This is a genomic window from Romboutsia faecis (assembly GCF_014323405.1).
Lineage (GTDB): Bacteria > Bacillota > Clostridia > Peptostreptococcales > Peptostreptococcaceae > Romboutsia_E > Romboutsia_E faecis.
Genome location: NZ_JACRWE010000003.1, coordinates 158,831 through 175,528, shown reverse-complemented (window position 1 = coordinate 175,528; position 16,698 = coordinate 158,831). Strand labels below are relative to the sequence as shown.

At 27.1% G+C, this 16,698-nt stretch carries 20 protein-coding genes and 1 riboswitch; of the genes, 1 reads left to right on the top strand and 19 read right to left on the bottom strand.

Going from position 1 to position 16,698, the window contains the following annotated elements:
* The first annotated feature begins 62 nt into the window (after positions 1 to 62).
* Positions 63 to 950: a collagen-like domain-containing protein gene (locus H8923_RS17625; protein WP_317982819.1), complete on the top strand. Its 888-nt coding sequence runs from the start codon at positions 63 to 65 to the stop codon at positions 948 to 950.
* A gap of 185 nt (positions 951 to 1,135) precedes the next feature.
* On the opposite strand, the gene thiE is transcribed toward H8923_RS17625, so the two are convergent.
* From thiE to H8923_RS07275, 19 genes are all read right to left on the bottom strand, one after another.
* The gene (thiE, locus tag H8923_RS07365; protein WP_153926106.1) at positions 1,136 to 1,768 is read right to left on the bottom strand and encodes a thiamine phosphate synthase; all 633 of its coding nucleotides are present in this window, start codon (positions 1,766 to 1,768) and stop codon (positions 1,136 to 1,138) included.
* Positions 1,769 to 1,801: 33 nt separating this feature from the next.
* Positions 1,802 to 2,590 (bottom strand): hydroxyethylthiazole kinase, encoded by a 789-nt coding sequence (thiM, locus tag H8923_RS07360; protein WP_153926104.1) that lies wholly within the window; start codon positions 2,588 to 2,590, stop codon positions 1,802 to 1,804.
* Between the two features lie 57 nt (positions 2,591 to 2,647).
* On the bottom strand, positions 2,648 to 3,454 hold the full coding sequence (gene thiD, locus H8923_RS07355; RefSeq protein ID WP_153926102.1) for a bifunctional hydroxymethylpyrimidine kinase/phosphomethylpyrimidine kinase: 807 nt from the start codon (positions 3,452 to 3,454) through the stop codon (positions 2,648 to 2,650).
* A gap of 192 nt (positions 3,455 to 3,646) precedes the next feature.
* A riboswitch (TPP riboswitch) is annotated at positions 3,647 to 3,742 on the bottom strand.
* Positions 3,743 to 3,800: 58 nt separating this feature from the next.
* The gene (locus H8923_RS07350) at positions 3,801 to 4,094 is read right to left on the bottom strand and encodes a GIY-YIG nuclease family protein (RefSeq protein ID WP_153926100.1); all 294 of its coding nucleotides are present in this window, start codon (positions 4,092 to 4,094) and stop codon (positions 3,801 to 3,803) included.
* A 133-nt stretch (positions 4,095 to 4,227) separates the two neighbouring features.
* Positions 4,228 to 4,416, bottom strand: coding sequence for a ferredoxin (locus H8923_RS07345; protein WP_153926098.1), 189 nt, complete (start codon positions 4,414 to 4,416; stop codon positions 4,228 to 4,230).
* A gap of 131 nt (positions 4,417 to 4,547) precedes the next feature.
* Complete coding sequence (epsC, locus tag H8923_RS07340; protein ID WP_187127883.1) at positions 4,548 to 5,102, bottom strand: serine O-acetyltransferase EpsC; 555 nt, start codon at positions 5,100 to 5,102, stop codon at positions 4,548 to 4,550.
* A 24-nt stretch (positions 5,103 to 5,126) separates the two neighbouring features.
* Positions 5,127 to 6,023 (bottom strand): cysteine synthase A, encoded by an 897-nt coding sequence (cysK, locus tag H8923_RS07335; protein WP_153926096.1) that lies wholly within the window; start codon positions 6,021 to 6,023, stop codon positions 5,127 to 5,129.
* A 300-nt stretch (positions 6,024 to 6,323) separates the two neighbouring features.
* Entirely contained in the window at positions 6,324 to 6,872 is a 549-nt protein-coding gene (locus tag H8923_RS07330; RefSeq protein ID WP_153926094.1) for a flavodoxin domain-containing protein, read from the bottom strand.
* A 72-nt stretch (positions 6,873 to 6,944) separates the two neighbouring features.
* A complete protein-coding gene (locus H8923_RS07325) occupies positions 6,945 to 7,553 on the bottom strand; it encodes an NUDIX hydrolase (protein ID WP_153926092.1) in 609 nt (202 codons plus the stop codon).
* A gap of 34 nt (positions 7,554 to 7,587) precedes the next feature.
* Complete coding sequence (locus H8923_RS07320) at positions 7,588 to 8,229, bottom strand: HD domain-containing protein (protein ID WP_153926090.1); 642 nt, start codon at positions 8,227 to 8,229, stop codon at positions 7,588 to 7,590.
* A gap of 44 nt (positions 8,230 to 8,273) precedes the next feature.
* A complete protein-coding gene (locus tag H8923_RS07315) occupies positions 8,274 to 9,266 on the bottom strand; it encodes a GIY-YIG nuclease family protein (RefSeq protein ID WP_153926088.1) in 993 nt (330 codons plus the stop codon).
* A gap of 22 nt (positions 9,267 to 9,288) precedes the next feature.
* Positions 9,289 to 10,017, bottom strand: a complete 729-nt coding sequence (locus tag H8923_RS07310; RefSeq protein WP_153926086.1) for an EcsC family protein — start codon at positions 10,015 to 10,017, stop codon at positions 9,289 to 9,291.
* 80 nt (positions 10,018 to 10,097) lie between these two features.
* A complete protein-coding gene (locus H8923_RS07305; protein ID WP_153926084.1) occupies positions 10,098 to 10,349 on the bottom strand; it encodes a Mor transcription activator family protein in 252 nt (83 codons plus the stop codon).
* Positions 10,350 to 10,491: 142 nt separating this feature from the next.
* Complete coding sequence (locus H8923_RS07300; RefSeq protein WP_153926082.1) at positions 10,492 to 11,391, bottom strand: helix-turn-helix transcriptional regulator; 900 nt, start codon at positions 11,389 to 11,391, stop codon at positions 10,492 to 10,494.
* 40 nt (positions 11,392 to 11,431) lie between these two features.
* Positions 11,432 to 13,483: a HelD family protein gene (locus H8923_RS07295; RefSeq protein ID WP_153926080.1), complete on the bottom strand. Its 2,052-nt coding sequence runs from the start codon at positions 13,481 to 13,483 to the stop codon at positions 11,432 to 11,434.
* A gap of 317 nt (positions 13,484 to 13,800) precedes the next feature.
* A complete protein-coding gene (locus H8923_RS07290; protein WP_153926078.1) occupies positions 13,801 to 14,001 on the bottom strand; it encodes a hypothetical protein in 201 nt (66 codons plus the stop codon).
* 335 nt (positions 14,002 to 14,336) lie between these two features.
* Positions 14,337 to 15,755, bottom strand: a complete 1,419-nt coding sequence (locus H8923_RS07285) for a restriction endonuclease (RefSeq protein WP_153926076.1) — start codon at positions 15,753 to 15,755, stop codon at positions 14,337 to 14,339.
* Positions 15,756 to 15,950: 195 nt separating this feature from the next.
* Positions 15,951 to 16,169 carry a glycosyl transferase gene (locus H8923_RS07280; RefSeq protein WP_153926074.1) on the bottom strand — a complete coding sequence of 73 codons (219 nt, stop codon included), beginning with the start codon at positions 16,167 to 16,169 and terminating at the stop codon, positions 15,951 to 15,953.
* Positions 16,170 to 16,287: 118 nt separating this feature from the next.
* A complete protein-coding gene (locus tag H8923_RS07275; protein ID WP_153926072.1) occupies positions 16,288 to 16,587 on the bottom strand; it encodes a hypothetical protein in 300 nt (99 codons plus the stop codon).
* Positions 16,588 to 16,698 lie beyond the last annotated feature (111 nt).

Here is a 16,698-nt window from a genome sequence, read left to right as displayed (position 1 = left end):
TTTTATCATATAAATATAATACGTAGGTATACTACAAAAATAATTAACATGGAGTGTATATTATGTATAAAGACTGTCAAAATAAAAAAGATTCATGCAAATGTACTTGTTTTAATGAATCTTCATGTCAGGAGTTAAAGTCTAATAAAAGCTGTAAAAATAAAAAAGTATACTGTTCAGGAAAAATGGAATCCTCTGTATGCCCTTTATTTGTAATTCCTGTAGACTGTGGAGATTATCAAATATTTAATATTTTACGTTGTTCAATAGGGAAAGTTGTTGGTCTAAAGCTAGATAGCAGTGATTGTATATTAAGATTAAAAATTTGCCAAGTTAATCAATGTGCTGTTATGGGTAGAACTTGCTCTGGTAAAGGTCCAATATATATTAAATTAAGTTCTATACAATATGTAGATATAGGAAAAGAAGTTTATATAAATCCATTATGTAATATTGCTTCTTCTGGAGTTGGTCCTCAAGGTGCTACTGGTCCTATGGGACCTATGGGTCCAATGGGCCCTCAAGGTGCTACTGGTCCTATGGGACCTATGGGTCCAATGGGCCCTCAAGGTGCTACTGGTCCTATGGGACCTATGGGTCCAATGGGTCCTCAAGGTGCTACTGGCCCTATGGGTTCAATGGGTCCTCAGGGTGCTACTGGTCCTATGGGTCCAATGGGCCCTCAAGGTGCTACTGGCTCTATGGGTCCTCAGGGTGCTACTGGTCCTATGGGTCCAATGGGTTCTCAAGGTGCTACTGGTGCTACTGGCCCTATGGGTCCAATGGGTTCTCAAGGTGCTACTGGCCCTATGGGTGCTACCGGTGCTACTGGTGCTACTGGAATTGGTATAACAGGTGCTACTGGTCCTATGGGACCTATGGGTCCTATTGGTCCTACTGCAGTAGCTCCAGAAAAATATGTTCCTAAGAAAATCCCTTATAAAAAGTAATTTAAAATGATAAAAGTAAGGTAGTGATAAACTACCTTATTTTTATCATTTTTTAACTTCAAAATTTCTTGTTTTTAGTTTATCTTTTATTTCACTAAACTAACCCCAAGATTTTTTGCTTTTATATTTCTTTTGCAAACACTATTTTATAATATAAAAAGGTGTCAATTGATAACTTAATAACTTTAACTTAACTTATTTATCCAAATTTTAGATTCTTTATATATATCATTAGAACTAAGTATAGCTGAAACTATAGCATATCCATCACTATCTATTTCACTTAACTTATCTAAAGTATTTAAATTAACTCCCCCAATAAGTACCATTGGTAAACCTACTTTTTTAATTTGCTTTGCTTCATCAATAGAAACTAGTTTTGCATCAACTTTTGTAAATGTTGAAAACATAGCACCTACTCCAATATAGTCTGCTCCATCTTCCTTTGCTTTATATGCTTCGTCTGAATTACTTACTGATACACCAAGTATTTTATCCCTTCCTATTAACTTTCTTACATACTTTGTATCAATATCACTTTGTCCTACATGAACACCATCTGCATCAGAAAGAATAGCAATATCAACTCTATCATTTATGATAAAATTAACATTATGCCTTTTTGTTATTTCTCTTAATTTTATTGCTTTTTCTAAAAATTCTTTTCCTGATGCATCCTTTTCTCTTAGCTGTACAGTTGTCACTCCACCTAGTATGGCTTTTTCTATGCAATCATAAAAATCTCGTTCTTTAAGAATATGTGAATCAGTTACTAGGTATAATTTCAAAGACTGTCTTAAAGCATCTTTATTTATCATAATAGCTAACTCCTTTATATTATCTTTAGATTACTAACTTATAAAATTAACTTTTGCATGTTTATTAAGTGTCCCAACATCTAAAGTATAAATATTATCCATTAATTTCACCTTAAAGCTACCTAATGACATGTCCTCTTTATCAGACAATTCTCCACAAAGGGACATGGCTAATGTACCCATTGTAGCTGCTTGTAATTTATTTTCTGTACATGCCATAAAGCTTCCTATAAGGCTAGCTGTCATACAACCTGTTCCAGTAATTCCTTTTAATTTTTGTGTACCATTATTAACTTTATATGTACTTTTCCCATCAGTTATTATATCTACTTTTCCTGTTGCAACAACTATGCTTTCTAATTTTTGTGCAACTCTCTTTACTATATCAGTAGCATCACTTCCATCATCAAAAGAGTCTACACCTTTTCCTTTTACGTTAAATCCACCTATGAATTTTATTTCAGAAATATTTCCTTTTACTACATCAAACTTCACTTCATTTAGAAGTCTATTTGTAAGTTCCATTCTTGCTTTAGTAGCAAAAACTCCTACCGGATCTAAAATTACAGGCTTATTATATTTATTCGCTGACTTTCCTGCTTTTATAAATAATTCTATATATTCTGAATTCATAGTGCCTATATTAATAACTACTGAACTAGCTGCACTCACAATATCATCTACTTCTTCATAAGAAAAGCTCATAAGTGGGCTAGCCCCTATTGCTAATGTTATATTTGCACAATCATTTATTGTTACATTATTAGTATAATGAGCCACTAAAGGATTTTTTTCTTTTACTGTATTTATTAAATTAAACATAATATTCCCCCAAAGTATTTTTAATTAGTAATTACTCATAATTCATATGTTTTAAATTTACTCAATTCTATCTTCAAATTCATAAAAATGATTAACTGGCCCTACTCCCTTGCCTATATCAAAACTATGTGTTATTGCTTCAGTTATGTATTTTTTACTTAATTTGACAGATTCAAATATATCATATCCTAGTGCTAAATGTGAAGTTATCGCAGATGATAATGTACACCCTGTTCCATGTGTATTTTTTCTATTAAACCTATTCTCTTTATAAATTTCAAATGTGTCTTTTCCTATAAGCACATCTATAGCATCTCCCTCTAAATGCCCACCTTTCATTAGTACATATTTTGGTCCTAAGTTTAGTATCTTTTCTCCAACATTTTTCATATCTTCTAAATTATTTATTTTTTGTCCACTTATTTCTTCAGCTTCAGGTATATTAGGTGTAACTACATAAGCAATTGGAATTAAGTGTTTTATTAAACTATCTTTTGCTTCTTTTTTTAGAAGACAGTATCCACTCTTTGATATCATTACTGGATCTAACACAATAAACTTTGGATTATATTTTTTCAAAGTGCTAACAATCTCTAGTATTATTTCTGGATTTGAGACCATACCTATCTTTAATGCTTTTGGATAAATGTCATTAAATACAGCTTCTATCTGTTTTCTAATAATTTTTCCGCTTAAGTCTTCAACATCTAAAACTCCCTGTGTATTTTGTGCTGTTATGGCTGTTATTACACTCATACCATAAGTTCCAATAGCGCTAAAAGTTTTTAAATCTGCTTGTATCCCAGCTCCACCAGATGAATCTGAGCCTGCAATTGTAAGCGTTGGTACTTTATAATTTCTCATATGTCCTCCTTATAGATTGTAAATTTACAAGGTAAGAAAGGTACATCCCCTTTAAAAAAATTAAGTAAATAATTATCTTTACTTAAATATCGCTAAGTAATTTTTATATAGCATAATATATTAATACATAAAAAATGCTATACCCATATAGGTATAGCATTATATTACTCTATAAATATAAAAATATATATTTTATAAAAGGTTGTGCTTTCCTACGCTGGCATTATCCAGATCAGGTATAAGGGTCGGTTTTATCCTCTCAGCCAAATGGCTCCCCTAGCTAATTCTAGTATTTAATTTTTACAAGTTAATTATAGTATATTATTTTTTGTTGTCAAGTTAATATTTATATTCCTACTCGGTAGTGTTTTTTATTTTCTAATTCATCTAATAGTAACTCTGGAGTTTCTATTATCAAAAGCTTCTTTTTTCTGCTTAGTTTTTTAATGTATGATTCTAATTTCATAGCATTACTTCTTGTATTACTAATAAAATACACTTCTAATTTTTCAAATCCTTTTGCTCTTGTATATTTGGAATTTATTCCTTTTTTATGTTCTTCAATTCTTCTTTTTATATCGCTAGTATAGCCTGTATATAAAGAATTATCTTTGCATCGTATTATATATGTAAAATACATTTTTCCCCTCTCATCTTAAGTAATATATAAAACTAATATACTATAGTATTTTTTTTAATACAATAATTAATATTTTATAAAGATAAAAAGACATACCTAAATAGATATGTCTTTTTATCTTTATAAGTTGGAATTATTCAACTTCTATAGCATCAACTGGACAGCTTTCTTCTGCTTCTTTTGCTGAATCTTCTACATCTTCTGGAACTGGATCAGCTATAACATGAGATTTTCCATCATCTTTCATTTCAAAAACTTCAGGGCATACTGATGGACATACTCCACATCCTATACAAGTTTCTTGATCTACTTTTGCTTTCATAAACAATTCCTCCTTTATATTGAATAATACTTTACGTATTTTGTATGAACTCTCAATTCATATCTGTTTTTATTATTTCCTCAAACAAAAAAAATACCCAAAAATTTTAGGTATTTTTATTCTTGTAAATTTTAAATACAGTAATCTAAGGTAATTCCACTTTCAGACTCATTTGGTAATATAATTCTAGCAGGTATTCCTACTGCTGTAGCATTACTTGGCACGTCTTGCAGTACAACTGCATTAGATCCAATTTTAACATTATCACCTATATTTATAGGTCCTAGAACTTTTGCACCTGATCCTATAATTACATTATTACCTATAGTCGGATGCCTTTTCCATTGCTTTTCATTACCAGTAGCTCCAAGTGTTACACCTTGATAAATTGTAACTCTATTTCCTATTATAGTCGCCTCTCCTATAACAACGCCCATACCGTGATCAATTAAAATACCTTCACCTATTCTAGCACCTGGATGTATTTCTATTCCTGTAAAAAATCTGGATAGCTGCGATATAAATCTAGCTAAAAAAAAATATTCTTTTCTATATAAAAAATGAGATATTCTATACATAATTAAAGCATGTATAGATGGATATAGTAAAAAAACTTCTAGCTTATTTCTAGCAGCTGGATCATTATTCATAATATAATCTATATCTTTTTTTATATGATAAAACACTTATCTCATCCTTTCATTATTTTCTTAAAAAATACCCATAGACATATACTTATTTATTCCATCTGGAGCAACAGTAACTATTTTTTTATTCTTATATAGTTTTGATAGTTCAATAGCTGCAAAAATATTTGCTCCAGCAGATATTCCTACTAATAAACCTTCCATCTGTCCCAATTGTCTGACCATATCAAATGCATCTTCATCAGATATAGTTATTATTTCATCACAAACTTCTTCATCATAGTTTTTAGGAATAAAGTTTGCTCCTATACCTTGTATTTTATGTCCACCTGCTTTTCCTTCACTTATTAAAGGTGAACTTTTTGGCTCTATACCTATTATTTTCACATTAGGATTTTTTTCTTTTAAATACTTTCCTGTACCCGAAAGAGTTCCTCCTGTACCTATTCCACAAGTAAAAATATCTATATCTGGTAAGTCATTATAAATTTCTACACCTGTATGTTCATAATGACCTCTTTTGTTATCTTCATTTTCAAATTGCCCTAATGATTTATAATTTAAATTTAATTTTAAAAGCTCATTTGCCTTTTCTACTGCTCCATTCATCCCCTTTGAACCTTGAGTTAATATTAGTTCTGCACCATAAGCCTGAACTAACTCTCTTCTTTCAATGCTCATAGTTTCTGGCATTATGATAATTACTTTATATCCTTTTAGTCTACCAATCATTGCTAATGCAATGCCAGTGTTTCCACTAGTCGCTTCTACTAATACATCACCCTTTTTTAACTCATTTCTTCTCTCTGCCCCATCTATCATTGCATACACTGCTCTATCTTTTATGCTTCCAGCTGGATTGTTTAACTCTAGCTTTACATACACATTAGGGTATCCTAATCTATTTAACCTAATCATAGGCGTATTTCCTATTAAACTTAACGCATCTTCATATATCATAATATATCCCCCCATATATTTACTATCAAAATGATAATCATATTTTCATTATATTATTATCATTTTGATAGTGCAACAAATTTTAAAATAATATTTTCTTATTTCCTAAATTAATTTTATTGTATTTATTAAATAATTTTTATTAGCAACATAGTTCTTTTTATAATTTATATTATCTATAGATATATTTTCTTAAAAGACTTGCTGGTGAAGTATTTCTAATTTATTAATTTGAATTATAAAAAAGGTGTGTAATATATAGTATTCATAATTCTATATATTACACACCTTTTATTTTTATTACACTTCAAAACTACTAACAAGTTCTACTATTGGAGTAACTGATTTCTTATTTGTAAAATCCATTGGAGAATAAAAATCTCTTAAGAATTTCTTATCTCCTTCTTCTAACTCATTATAGCTTTTATTTTCTAAGGATTTCTTTAAGCCCTTCATCATGATTTTATCTATAATAGTTAAGTTTTTATAATCAAAGGCTCCTTTAAGGTAAAATAATCTTATATTATTTAGAACTTCTTCATTAAAATTATCATCAGCTATTTTTTCTATTGTTTTATTATTGCATTTTGATAATCCTACTGTGAAAATTATAATATTTTTATCCTTTATTTTGTCATAATTCTTTGTTATAAAATTTAAGCCTTTTATTTTACCTGCATGTAAAGATGATCCATAAATTATAGTTTCATAATCTTGTAAATTGCTATTTATAACATCTGAAAGCTCGTATAAATCTGCATCTAATTTTATTGCTATCCATCCTGCATATTTCTTAGTGCTTCCATACTTAGATTTATAAATTACAGCTACCTTATTCTTTGTATCCAAGGCATACCCCTCCTAGTTATTTATATATATATAAATAATAATTAGGACAAATTTGTGGAATATTCCTTTTAATTATTCAAATAACTTTTCTCCAATTTCTGCGAACATTTGTAGTATTAGGAATGCTTTTATATCAATTTCTTCATTTTCAGATAATATTCTTCTTGCATCGCCTTGTGATATTAATAGTGGTTCTATATCTTCATCTTCTTCTAAGAATTCCTTGCTTAACTCACCACTACAAGTACAATACACAAATGCAACTGATTCGTCTGTCATTCCAGGAGATAAGTAAATCTTATTTTTACTTTTTACTTTATTTATTTTTACTATATCAAGACCTGTTTCTTCTTTTAGCTCTCTTTGTACTGCCTTTTCCATTCCTTCTTTATTATCTACTAAACCTGCTGGTAATTCATATATGTAATTGTTTATTGGCACTCTAAATTGTTTTATTAAAATAAGTTTCTTATATTCTTTGTGAAATGCGGCTATAACTACTGCATCAATATCCCCTTCTTTATTATTTAAGTATATCTCGCTTAATTCTTCTTTATTTTTTCTTGATGCAACTGTCCATGTTCTATCATCGCCTAATTTATTTTTATAACTAACTTCGTAAAGACCTACAAACTTAGTTTCTACTAATGGTTTTATTTCTTTTATTTTTGTATTTTTCATACCCTTTTCATCCCTTCTATATTTATTTGTATTTTTACTTAAAATTCCACTCAGAATAAAATTCTTCTATGAAACTTTCCATATACTTATGTCTTTTTTTAGCTATCTCTTTGCCAGTATCAGTATTCATTAAGTCTTTTAATTTAAAAAGTTTTTCATAAAAATGATTTATAGTATGATTATCTTTATTCTTAACTTCATCTAAAGACTTAAAATCCATAGGTTTTATGCTAGGATCGTACATACTTCTATTTTTACTTCCACCGTATGCAAAAGCTCTTGCTATTCCTATAGCTCCTAATGCATCTAATCTGTCTGCATCTTGAACCACCATGCCCTCAATAGTGTTTTGAGTAGAGTTTACTACTCCTCCCTTATAAGACATGGTTTTTATAATATTTAAAATTTTATTAGAATCTTCTTCACTTACTTCTACAGATTTAATAAATTCTTCTGTTACTGTTGTATTATATACATCAGAAAATTTCCAATCATCAATGTCATGTAAAAGAGCTGTCATCTCAACAATAAACATGTCTGCACTTTCTTTTTGAGCTAGGTATCTTGCTATATTGCAAACTCTCTCAACATGAAACCAATCATGTCCACTTCCTTCTTTGTACATTTTATCTTTAACAAAATATCTAGTTTTCTCAAGTATTAATGCTTTGTCCATAATGTAAATTTCTCCTAAATTTAGTCTCTATTAATTCTGTAGTTTTACAAATCAACATAAATATAATTAATATCTTTGTTATTTTCTATATAATTATAAATTATATTTATAAAATCAATGCTCGACTTATCTATTATTTCTTTAGTTTTTTTCTTTTCTCTTAAAATTCTATTTCTTATATCTAAAGTAAGTTCTTCTTTAATATCGTCGTTTATTTTGTTTAAATCTACTTTTTTACTATACAAAATTTTACCATATCCAATAAGATATATTTTAACTATACTTTCATTTAATTTAATCCAGCCTATTAATAATTTATTATCTTCAGCCTTAGTTATTATTTGTTGTTTTCTAAAAAGACTATTCATTAAATCCATATTTTTCTTTATTCTTTGAGCTTCTTCAAAATTTAAACATTGAATTGCATCGTTCATTTGTTTTGTTAGTATATTTAAAATTTCATCATTTTCCCCATTTAGTGTATCTATTATATTTTCTAATATATCCTTATATAAATCCTTATTTTCTATACTTCTGCATGGACCTATACATTTATTCAAATCATATCTTATACACTTTGTAAACTTTTGGCAATTAGGCAGCTTGTATACTTCAATAAATATATTTTTTATTTCCTCTAACTTTCTTTCCATAGTGTATGGTCCAAAATAAATATAATCATCATTTTCTATATGATTTACAATATAAATGCCTTTTTGTGAATTTATTTTTATATAACAATAGTTTTCATATTTCTTCATTAACGTATTGTACATAGGTTTTATTTCTTGTATTTTTTCACATTCTAAAATAAGTGCATCTAGCTCTGTATCTGTTGTTGTTATAGTTATATCTGAAATATTTTTAACCATTCGCTTTATTTTTCTAGAATGATTATTAGAGTTTATAAAATAACTTTTTATCCTATCTCTTAAACTTTTAGATTTTCCAACATAAATAACATTACTTTTATCATCTCTCATCATATATATTCCAGGGCTTTGAGGGAAATCCTTAATTTTTTCTTTTATGTCCATACTTACTCCTTTGATGAAAAATTTACAGCTTATTTATTTCATTATACCTCATTCTGTATGCAAAAATTGCTGTTTCACTAAGCTTTTCTATTAAATTTCCATTTACACAAAGTCCTACAACTGCACCAATCCCAGGCATTAATTGAAAAAACTTAGCTAAATCTAAATAATCTCTATATTCTTGTTGGAACTTTTTCCAATCAAAATCATTTATATCACTTGGAAGTGTATTTGTATATTCGCCCCAATTTTCCATTTGCTCAAATACTGTCTTTCTATGTTCTTTGGATGAAAATGCAATTTCCATTATATTTAATATATATATTCTTTCTTTATAGTCTCTAACGTCGTATCCGTATATAGCTGAAATATCATATAGTAACTTTACTTTAATACCAAGTAATAATGGAAAATCTGCTAATCCTATAAGGAATCCCCCTGCTCCAGTACCTGCACCTTCTATCATTGCAGTTTTTTTATATATTTTTGTTTTTTCTTTAACTAGGTTTTCTCTTTCTTCTAAGGTTAAATCTGTGTATGGCTTCTTAGTAATATATTTATAGCCAAATAATACTGCTTTTACCATGCTTTTTATTGCTACTGTCATTATTTCATGGTATTTTTGAGGAAGTAAGTCATTGAATTTACCTTGGGCTTTGTTAGTTCCTCTTTCTATTATTGATGGCTTTTTTCTCATCTTTTTCTTCCACTTTATTAGTTCTTGTTTTGCATTGCTTTCGTAATCATTCATTTTTTCTCTCCTATATATATATTATACATTAAAAACCCTACGTCTGGTTTTTATACGTAGGGTTTTATTGTTTATTTTCCTTATTTATTAATAATATTTCTTACTTGAACCTCACTTATTCCAAACTTTCTTGAAATAGACTTGTAATCTCCGTTAAATTCTTTTTTAATTATCTTATTTCTATATGTTTTAATAAGGCTACTTTCATTAGGAATGTATAAGTTGCTTCCTCCAGCAAGCTTTACTAAGTCTTTAAAAGCATCTATGCCTATTGTTTCAACTATATCCATAACTCCTTTTGGTAGATCTTCTTTAGTCATTTGTTCTAACATAAAATCCCTCCCATCTTAATTAAATTATAACACTTTAACAAAGTTTATATATTATTTTAAGTTATTGATTATGGGAATTTATATATCTGTGATATAATGAGCTATTTAGTTGTATGAGATATAGATATACATAAATCGTAATTTATATTTCTCTTACTGGATGACCCTCAATGTATCCGCGGTATCCCTGAGGTTCCATCTGAAAACTCGGTAATTCATTTGTTGCCCACTCATAACCGTATAAACTAGGATTATATTTAATTACAGCTTTTGATATATTCTCGATTGCTATATCATAATTTTCATTTTCAAAAGACTCTCCTTGAAATACCATCATTTTGCAAGGTGGTAATGTAATAATCTCTAAACCTTCTGGTATAATTCCATCATAATCTATTGGCACCTCTACACCTTGAACATACTCTGAAGTTCCTTCAGTTCTAAATTTTTCAGGTAGCCAAACTCCTATAGGCTCATTTAATGCTTCTTTAATACTACATAATAGACCCCAAATTTCACATCCAACTTCATTGGCATATTCAAAATAGTCTTTAGCATTTATTCCTCTTTTTAAAATAAACTTTCTTTTTGGAAACTCCATAACTTGTACAAAGTAATTCTCTGATACTTTATCATTATTATTTTTTTCTATTTTTTTATTTAACATATATTGCTCCTTTATAGGGTAAGGGTTATATAAGTAAATTGGAGGTTTATCTTTTTTATATTTTTGTGGTGTTATTCCAAACTCCTTTTTAAAAGCTCTAGTAAAACCCTCATGTGAGTCAAATACAAAATCAAGTGCAACATCAACTACTCTTTTATCATTATCTCTTAACTCCAAAGCTGATTTTGTAAGACGCATTAGTCTAATATATTCAAATGGACCTTTGCCTATATACTCTTTGAACAATTTTGCACTATGCCATGGAGAATAATTTGAACATTGTGCTAACTCATATAATGTTATATTTTTATTTAAATTATTTTCTATATAATCTTGCATTTTTTGTACTGCATTAATTTTTTCAAATTCTTTCAACCATCACACCTCCATCTATGTAAATCTAAATACTTACTATTTAAATAAAGCTCTTATTTAGTATTTTTGTTACTTTATTATGACATGTTAATGTTAGCTTATGCATTGCCCTTGTACATGCAATATATAGTAAATTTCTATCATAATCTGTTTCATAATTATTAGAATCAACCATAGGTATTATTATTTCATCAAACTCTAATCCTTTTGACATATGAATAGTAGAAATTGTTATTCCTTCTTTAAACTCTAAACTATCAATATCTAATAAATTCACTTCATATTTTTTTCTTAATTTATCATAAATTTGTTTTACGTGTTTTCTTGTCTTACATATTATTCCTATAGTAGAATAATCAGATTTATTAAAATTATCTATTATATTTTCTATTTGTTTTAATTCTGTTTCTAAATTGCTACATTCAATAATATTAGGTAATTCTCCGTGCCTTTCAATTGGTTCTATATCTTGTTTTAGTATTTGCTCTGCAAATTTAATTATTTCATAAGTGGATCTATAACTTTTATTTAATTTTACAACTTCACTATTGTCAAATATATTTAATAATAATTTTAATGAATTAGAATTATAAGGATTTACACATTGTCCAAAATCACCTAGTATTGTCTTTTTACATTTATAAAGTTTTTTTATTACCATATATTGAATTGGAGTATAATCCTGCATTTCATCAATAACCACATGCTTAATATCATCCATACCCTCTATTCCTTCTATGAATATTTTTAAGTATATATATGGAAATACATCACAATTTTCTAATTGATTATTGCACTTAAACTTGAATAAACTCTCTCTATCTATGTATTTAAAAAACTCTTTATATAAACCTAGAGTATTATTGTACTTAAACATAGATATTAATTTCTTTCTTATTTCGCCTTTACTAGGAATTTTCTCACTTATTTTTTCACTCTTTATTTTTTCAATAATATCATCAGCTATTTTATCAAATCTTTCAAAAATTGGTCGTTTTTTATAAGCATTATATCTACTTCTTATAAACTCTTTATTAATACAAATATCATTGTATATGTAATCAACAGCATTAAAATAATTAGTATCAATATAACTAATATACTCATCTAATAATAAAACAAATTCTAATGAAGACTTAAAACTAATTCTTTCAATTTTATCTTTATCAGGATTGTCTAATAATTCACTCACTTGCTCTGCAAATCTTTCAAAATCTAAACTCTTATCTAATTGTTCCTTGGCTATATCCTCAAAGTCTAATTGTATAATAGGCTCCTCTCCAAGTTCAGGTAATACATTTGAAATGTAATCAGAAAATACCTTATTAGGAGATATTACAACTACATTTTCAGCTGATAAGTATTCCCTATACTTATATAGAAAATATGCTACTCTATGTAATGCAATAGATGTTTTTCCCGATCCAGCTACCCCTTGAATTACCAATATATCTGTCTTCTCATTTCTAATGATTTTATTTTGCTCTTTTTGAATAGTTGATACTATATTTTTCATTCTCTGATCTGATGTATTTGAAAGCTCTCTTTGAAGTATTTCATCTCCAATACTAAGAGCACTTTCGATAACATAATCCATTTTACTTTTAGTTATTTTAAACTGTCTTTTTAATGTAATATCACCTTCTACTTTTCCTAAAGGTGCATCATAGCTTGCATATCCAAGTTCAAAATCATAATACATACTTGATATTGGTGCTCTCCAGTCATATATTAGCATATCTCCAAAACTATCTATAAATGCACTTCTTCCAATATATACTTTTTCTACTTCATCTTCTCCATCATATTTAAAATCAATTCTTGCAAAATATGGAGTATCTATTAGACTTTCGATTTTTATTTTTTGTTTTAATATAAGGTCTCCTGAATTCACAATTTGAGATATAGATTTTTCATTTGAAAAGATCTCCATAGTATCCATATCTCTTCTATTTTGATAAAGATACTTTTTAGATTCTTTAAACTCAGCCTCATATAGTTTAACTTTGTTATCCAGTTCTTTTAAATAATTATTTAATTTTTCTATAGTTATATTTAGATGTATATTTTCTTCTGGAAACTTTATGGACATTTAGCACCTCCTGCTTAATTCTACATTATTTTAAACTTATATTTATTTAATCTGTTTCTGTGTAGAACTATATTTTATACTCATTCAAGGTCATTTTCTTGACTTTTTTTGCTATGATTAAAGCATATACTAAAAAAGAACCTCTTGATTGAGGTTCTAACTTAATACTTCTTTAGTTTATTACCTGATATTTTAAATCCTATATTCTTAAATGAACAATTATTATATTAATTTATTCATCTTTTATATACTAAAAAATTTATTCTATACTTATATTAAATACATTAGCAATATCGAATGCTAATTTTAATAACGTATTAACTCTCTTCAATAAAATCACCATAATTTTCAATATAGAATTCTACACTCCCACAACTTGGGCATACACATGCTTTTAGACTATCTATAGATTTATTAAACAATCCTTTATGCTTTTTTGTTACCCTAATTTCTATTCCCATATATCCTATAATATTACAATCATTTATCATCTCTGTTTTGCATTTATTACATCTCACTTTAATAAACTCCCCCTTATAATTTGCCAGTACAACAGTTTATTAATATAAACTTAGTAACCAAATAAATTTAACCACTTATTTGACAATTTTGTCTAAATATTTATGTATATTAAAAATATCATTACTTCGCATTATATAACAATTGCTATACAAGTAGTTATAATATAATTATATTATAACTGCTTGTATATATATAGACTCTTTTAATCCTAAAAAAGAACTTCCTTACTGAGATTCTAAATTAATACTTTCTATAGCTTATCGTCAATCCATTCTTAAAATAAATATATAAATTTACGCAACTCATTATAATATCTATATATTAATGAATCCTATCTTCTATTCAATATATACGAATTTATACCATACTGATTAAAATAATCTACCAGTAAACTACCATTTATAAGAGATATATTGTTATCAGCTGCAAATTTCTCACACTGAGTACTAAAATTACTTGTTGATATAAATATGCCTTTCATAGCATCAGAATTTCTAAGTACAGACTCAAATTCTCTAAGCTTTGGTATATCTATATTATTCTTATACCTTTTAACCTGACCTATAACCTTACCTCCCATTATAGGGTCATTATTATTTAGTATACAATCTATACCACCATCATTAGTTCTATTTGTTCCCATTACATCGTACCCCATATTACTAAACAATGTGATTACTAAATCTTCAAGTGTAAATGGATCTACCTCAAGTAAATTTATACCTTCGTTATTTATAACAGATTTATTTAAATAATCAGATTTGCATATAGGGAAAATTTCTTTTAAACGTAAGTTAGAATTTATATCTATTCTTCCCTGCATAGTCTCCTTAAAACATTTAAGTTTATCTATTCTATTCATATCAATTTTATTAAATACAGCTTTATCTACCATTGCAGATACTATATATGGACTTATATCTTGACCTGTAGCTAAATCTACATCTTTTATATATCCAGTAAATACAATCGTATCTATATTATTATCTATATCTTTCTTAAATAAATTATCCATACTATTGAGTACTATAGACAATACAACTTGATTGTAAATACTGTTTCTTTCTTTTTCATTCATAGGTATAGATTTAATCTCATCTTTTGTTTTTTTATATTCGTATCTTTTTATATCCGGAATTATCTTTATATCTGGTAGCAAATAATCCACTACCAATTTTTTAGAATCCTTGCAATATCCAATATTTATACATTTTCTAAATTCAATAGGATAATCTATTTGATTTAGTATCTCTTCTTTATAATTACTTATAATTGTTGCGTCTCTATTTTTGTATAGCTCTTTTTTAATATTTATAGCTTCATTTATTTTTAGTTGATGAGATTGAGTCAATGATTTAATCTCATTTAATCTTTTAGCTTCATTTTTTTCGTATAAATCATATTCTTTTTGGTATTTATCTTTTGTTTCTTTTACATATAAATCATATTTTTGTCTTGGACTTTTTAATATTTTCTCTATTATATTAGCTTTTCTAATATTTATTTCATCTGGTTTTTTATATGGCACTAATAAATTTTTTGGTAAATTCAATTCTTCTAAATCTCTCTTTATAAATTCTTCTATTGATATTTCTCTGCAGTTGCTGTTTATTATGTTATTTAATTTATTTATATAAATATCTATATTATTTGTTAGTGTTTTAGCTTCTTCATATCTATTGTTTATGTATTCTTCTTTTTGTTCTTTTGTTAGTTGTTTTGTAAAGTTTCCTGCTCCCTTTTTTGCCATAATTTATGCTCCTTGTACTAGTTATATATTACATTATTTGCATAAATTTCATTTTTTATAAATTAAAAACCCTACGTCTGATTTTAATACGTAGAGTTTTATAATTCTTCTTTTTCAATTTTAGTGACTTCTTTTTAAGACATCTATTTGTTATTAATTTTAAATTAGTTCGTAGTACATTAAGATTTTGTATTTTTATTTATACTTTTTTTCAATAAATACATTTACTAATCCCATACAAAATACTAAAATTCCCACTAACATAAATGAATATATAAATCCATTTAGTAAAGTAATATACTCACCGGATAAATTTTGATTAGCATAGATTGTATTAACTAAAAAATATCCTATAGGTGAACTAATAAGTAGTATTATAATTCCAGATAGAAAATATTTAATTTGTTTTTTCATATAATCCCCCTTCTTTTGTTTAATTAAATCATAGTATATAACAATTATTTAATTTATCTTATTAACTTAATTCCTAAATATCCAAATAAAATTAAGATAAAAATAAATATAATTTACTTTACTTGGTTTTAATATACTTATGTAATCTATGAGGCATAAGGTCAAATAAAAGTAATATAGGCAACACTATAATCATATATAAGATACTTTTTAATGTAGAATTGCTTAAAGTAACCTCCGAAAAAATAATCATAGATACAAAAGTAACTAAACCATAATAAATGCCTCTATAAAAGTTAAAATTATCTCTATATACAGACTTACATTTAGGACAAGTTAAAGATCCCCTTAAGTTAAAAGTCATTTTTAACCTATCAGAAAATGCAAATTTATAATCACACTCCATACAATTTTTCATTAAATTAACTCCCAATATTTTTATTTTATGTTTACTTTAATTTCATTTACTTTAGACTCTAAGTCTTCTAAGTATTGATATAATTCATTTAATTGTTTATATACTACTGTA

Excerpts from the sequence above, each read along its gene's own strand:
- H8923_RS17625 (WP_317982819.1), top strand. The coding sequence starts at position 63 with ATGTATAAAGACTGTCAAAATAAAAAAGATTCATGCAAATGTACTTGT.
- thiE (WP_153926106.1), bottom strand. The coding sequence starts at position 1,768 with ATGATAAATAAAGATGCTTTAAGACAGTCTTTGAAATTATACCTAGTA.
- thiM (WP_153926104.1), bottom strand. The coding sequence starts at position 2,590 with ATGTTTAATTTAATAAATACAGTAAAAGAAAAAAATCCTTTAGTGGCT.
- thiD (WP_153926102.1), bottom strand. The coding sequence starts at position 3,454 with ATGAGAAATTATAAAGTACCAACGCTTACAATTGCAGGCTCAGATTCA.
- H8923_RS07350 (WP_153926100.1), bottom strand. The coding sequence starts at position 4,094 with ATGTATTTTACATATATAATACGATGCAAAGATAATTCTTTATATACA.
- H8923_RS07345 (WP_153926098.1), bottom strand. The coding sequence starts at position 4,416 with ATGAAAGCAAAAGTAGATCAAGAAACTTGTATAGGATGTGGAGTATGT.
- cysK (WP_153926096.1), bottom strand. The coding sequence starts at position 6,023 with ATGATATATGAAGATGCGTTAAGTTTAATAGGAAATACGCCTATGATT.
- H8923_RS07325 (WP_153926092.1), bottom strand. The coding sequence starts at position 7,553 with ATGAAAAATACAAAAATAAAAGAAATAAAACCATTAGTAGAAACTAAG.
- H8923_RS07320 (WP_153926090.1), bottom strand. The coding sequence starts at position 8,229 with ATGGACAAAGCATTAATACTTGAGAAAACTAGATATTTTGTTAAAGAT.
- H8923_RS07315 (WP_153926088.1), bottom strand. The coding sequence starts at position 9,266 with ATGGACATAAAAGAAAAAATTAAGGATTTCCCTCAAAGCCCTGGAATA.
- H8923_RS07310 (WP_153926086.1), bottom strand. The coding sequence starts at position 10,017 with ATGAATGATTACGAAAGCAATGCAAAACAAGAACTAATAAAGTGGAAG.
- H8923_RS07305 (WP_153926084.1), bottom strand. The coding sequence starts at position 10,349 with ATGTTAGAACAAATGACTAAAGAAGATCTACCAAAAGGAGTTATGGAT.
- H8923_RS07295 (WP_153926080.1), bottom strand. The coding sequence starts at position 13,483 with ATGTCCATAAAGTTTCCAGAAGAAAATATACATCTAAATATAACTATA.
- H8923_RS07285 (WP_153926076.1), bottom strand. The coding sequence starts at position 15,755 with ATGGCAAAAAAGGGAGCAGGAAACTTTACAAAACAACTAACAAAAGAA.
- H8923_RS07280 (WP_153926074.1), bottom strand. The coding sequence starts at position 16,169 with ATGAAAAAACAAATTAAATATTTTCTATCTGGAATTATAATACTACTT.
- H8923_RS07275 (WP_153926072.1), bottom strand. The coding sequence starts at position 16,587 with ATGAAAAATTGTATGGAGTGTGATTATAAATTTGCATTTTCTGATAGG.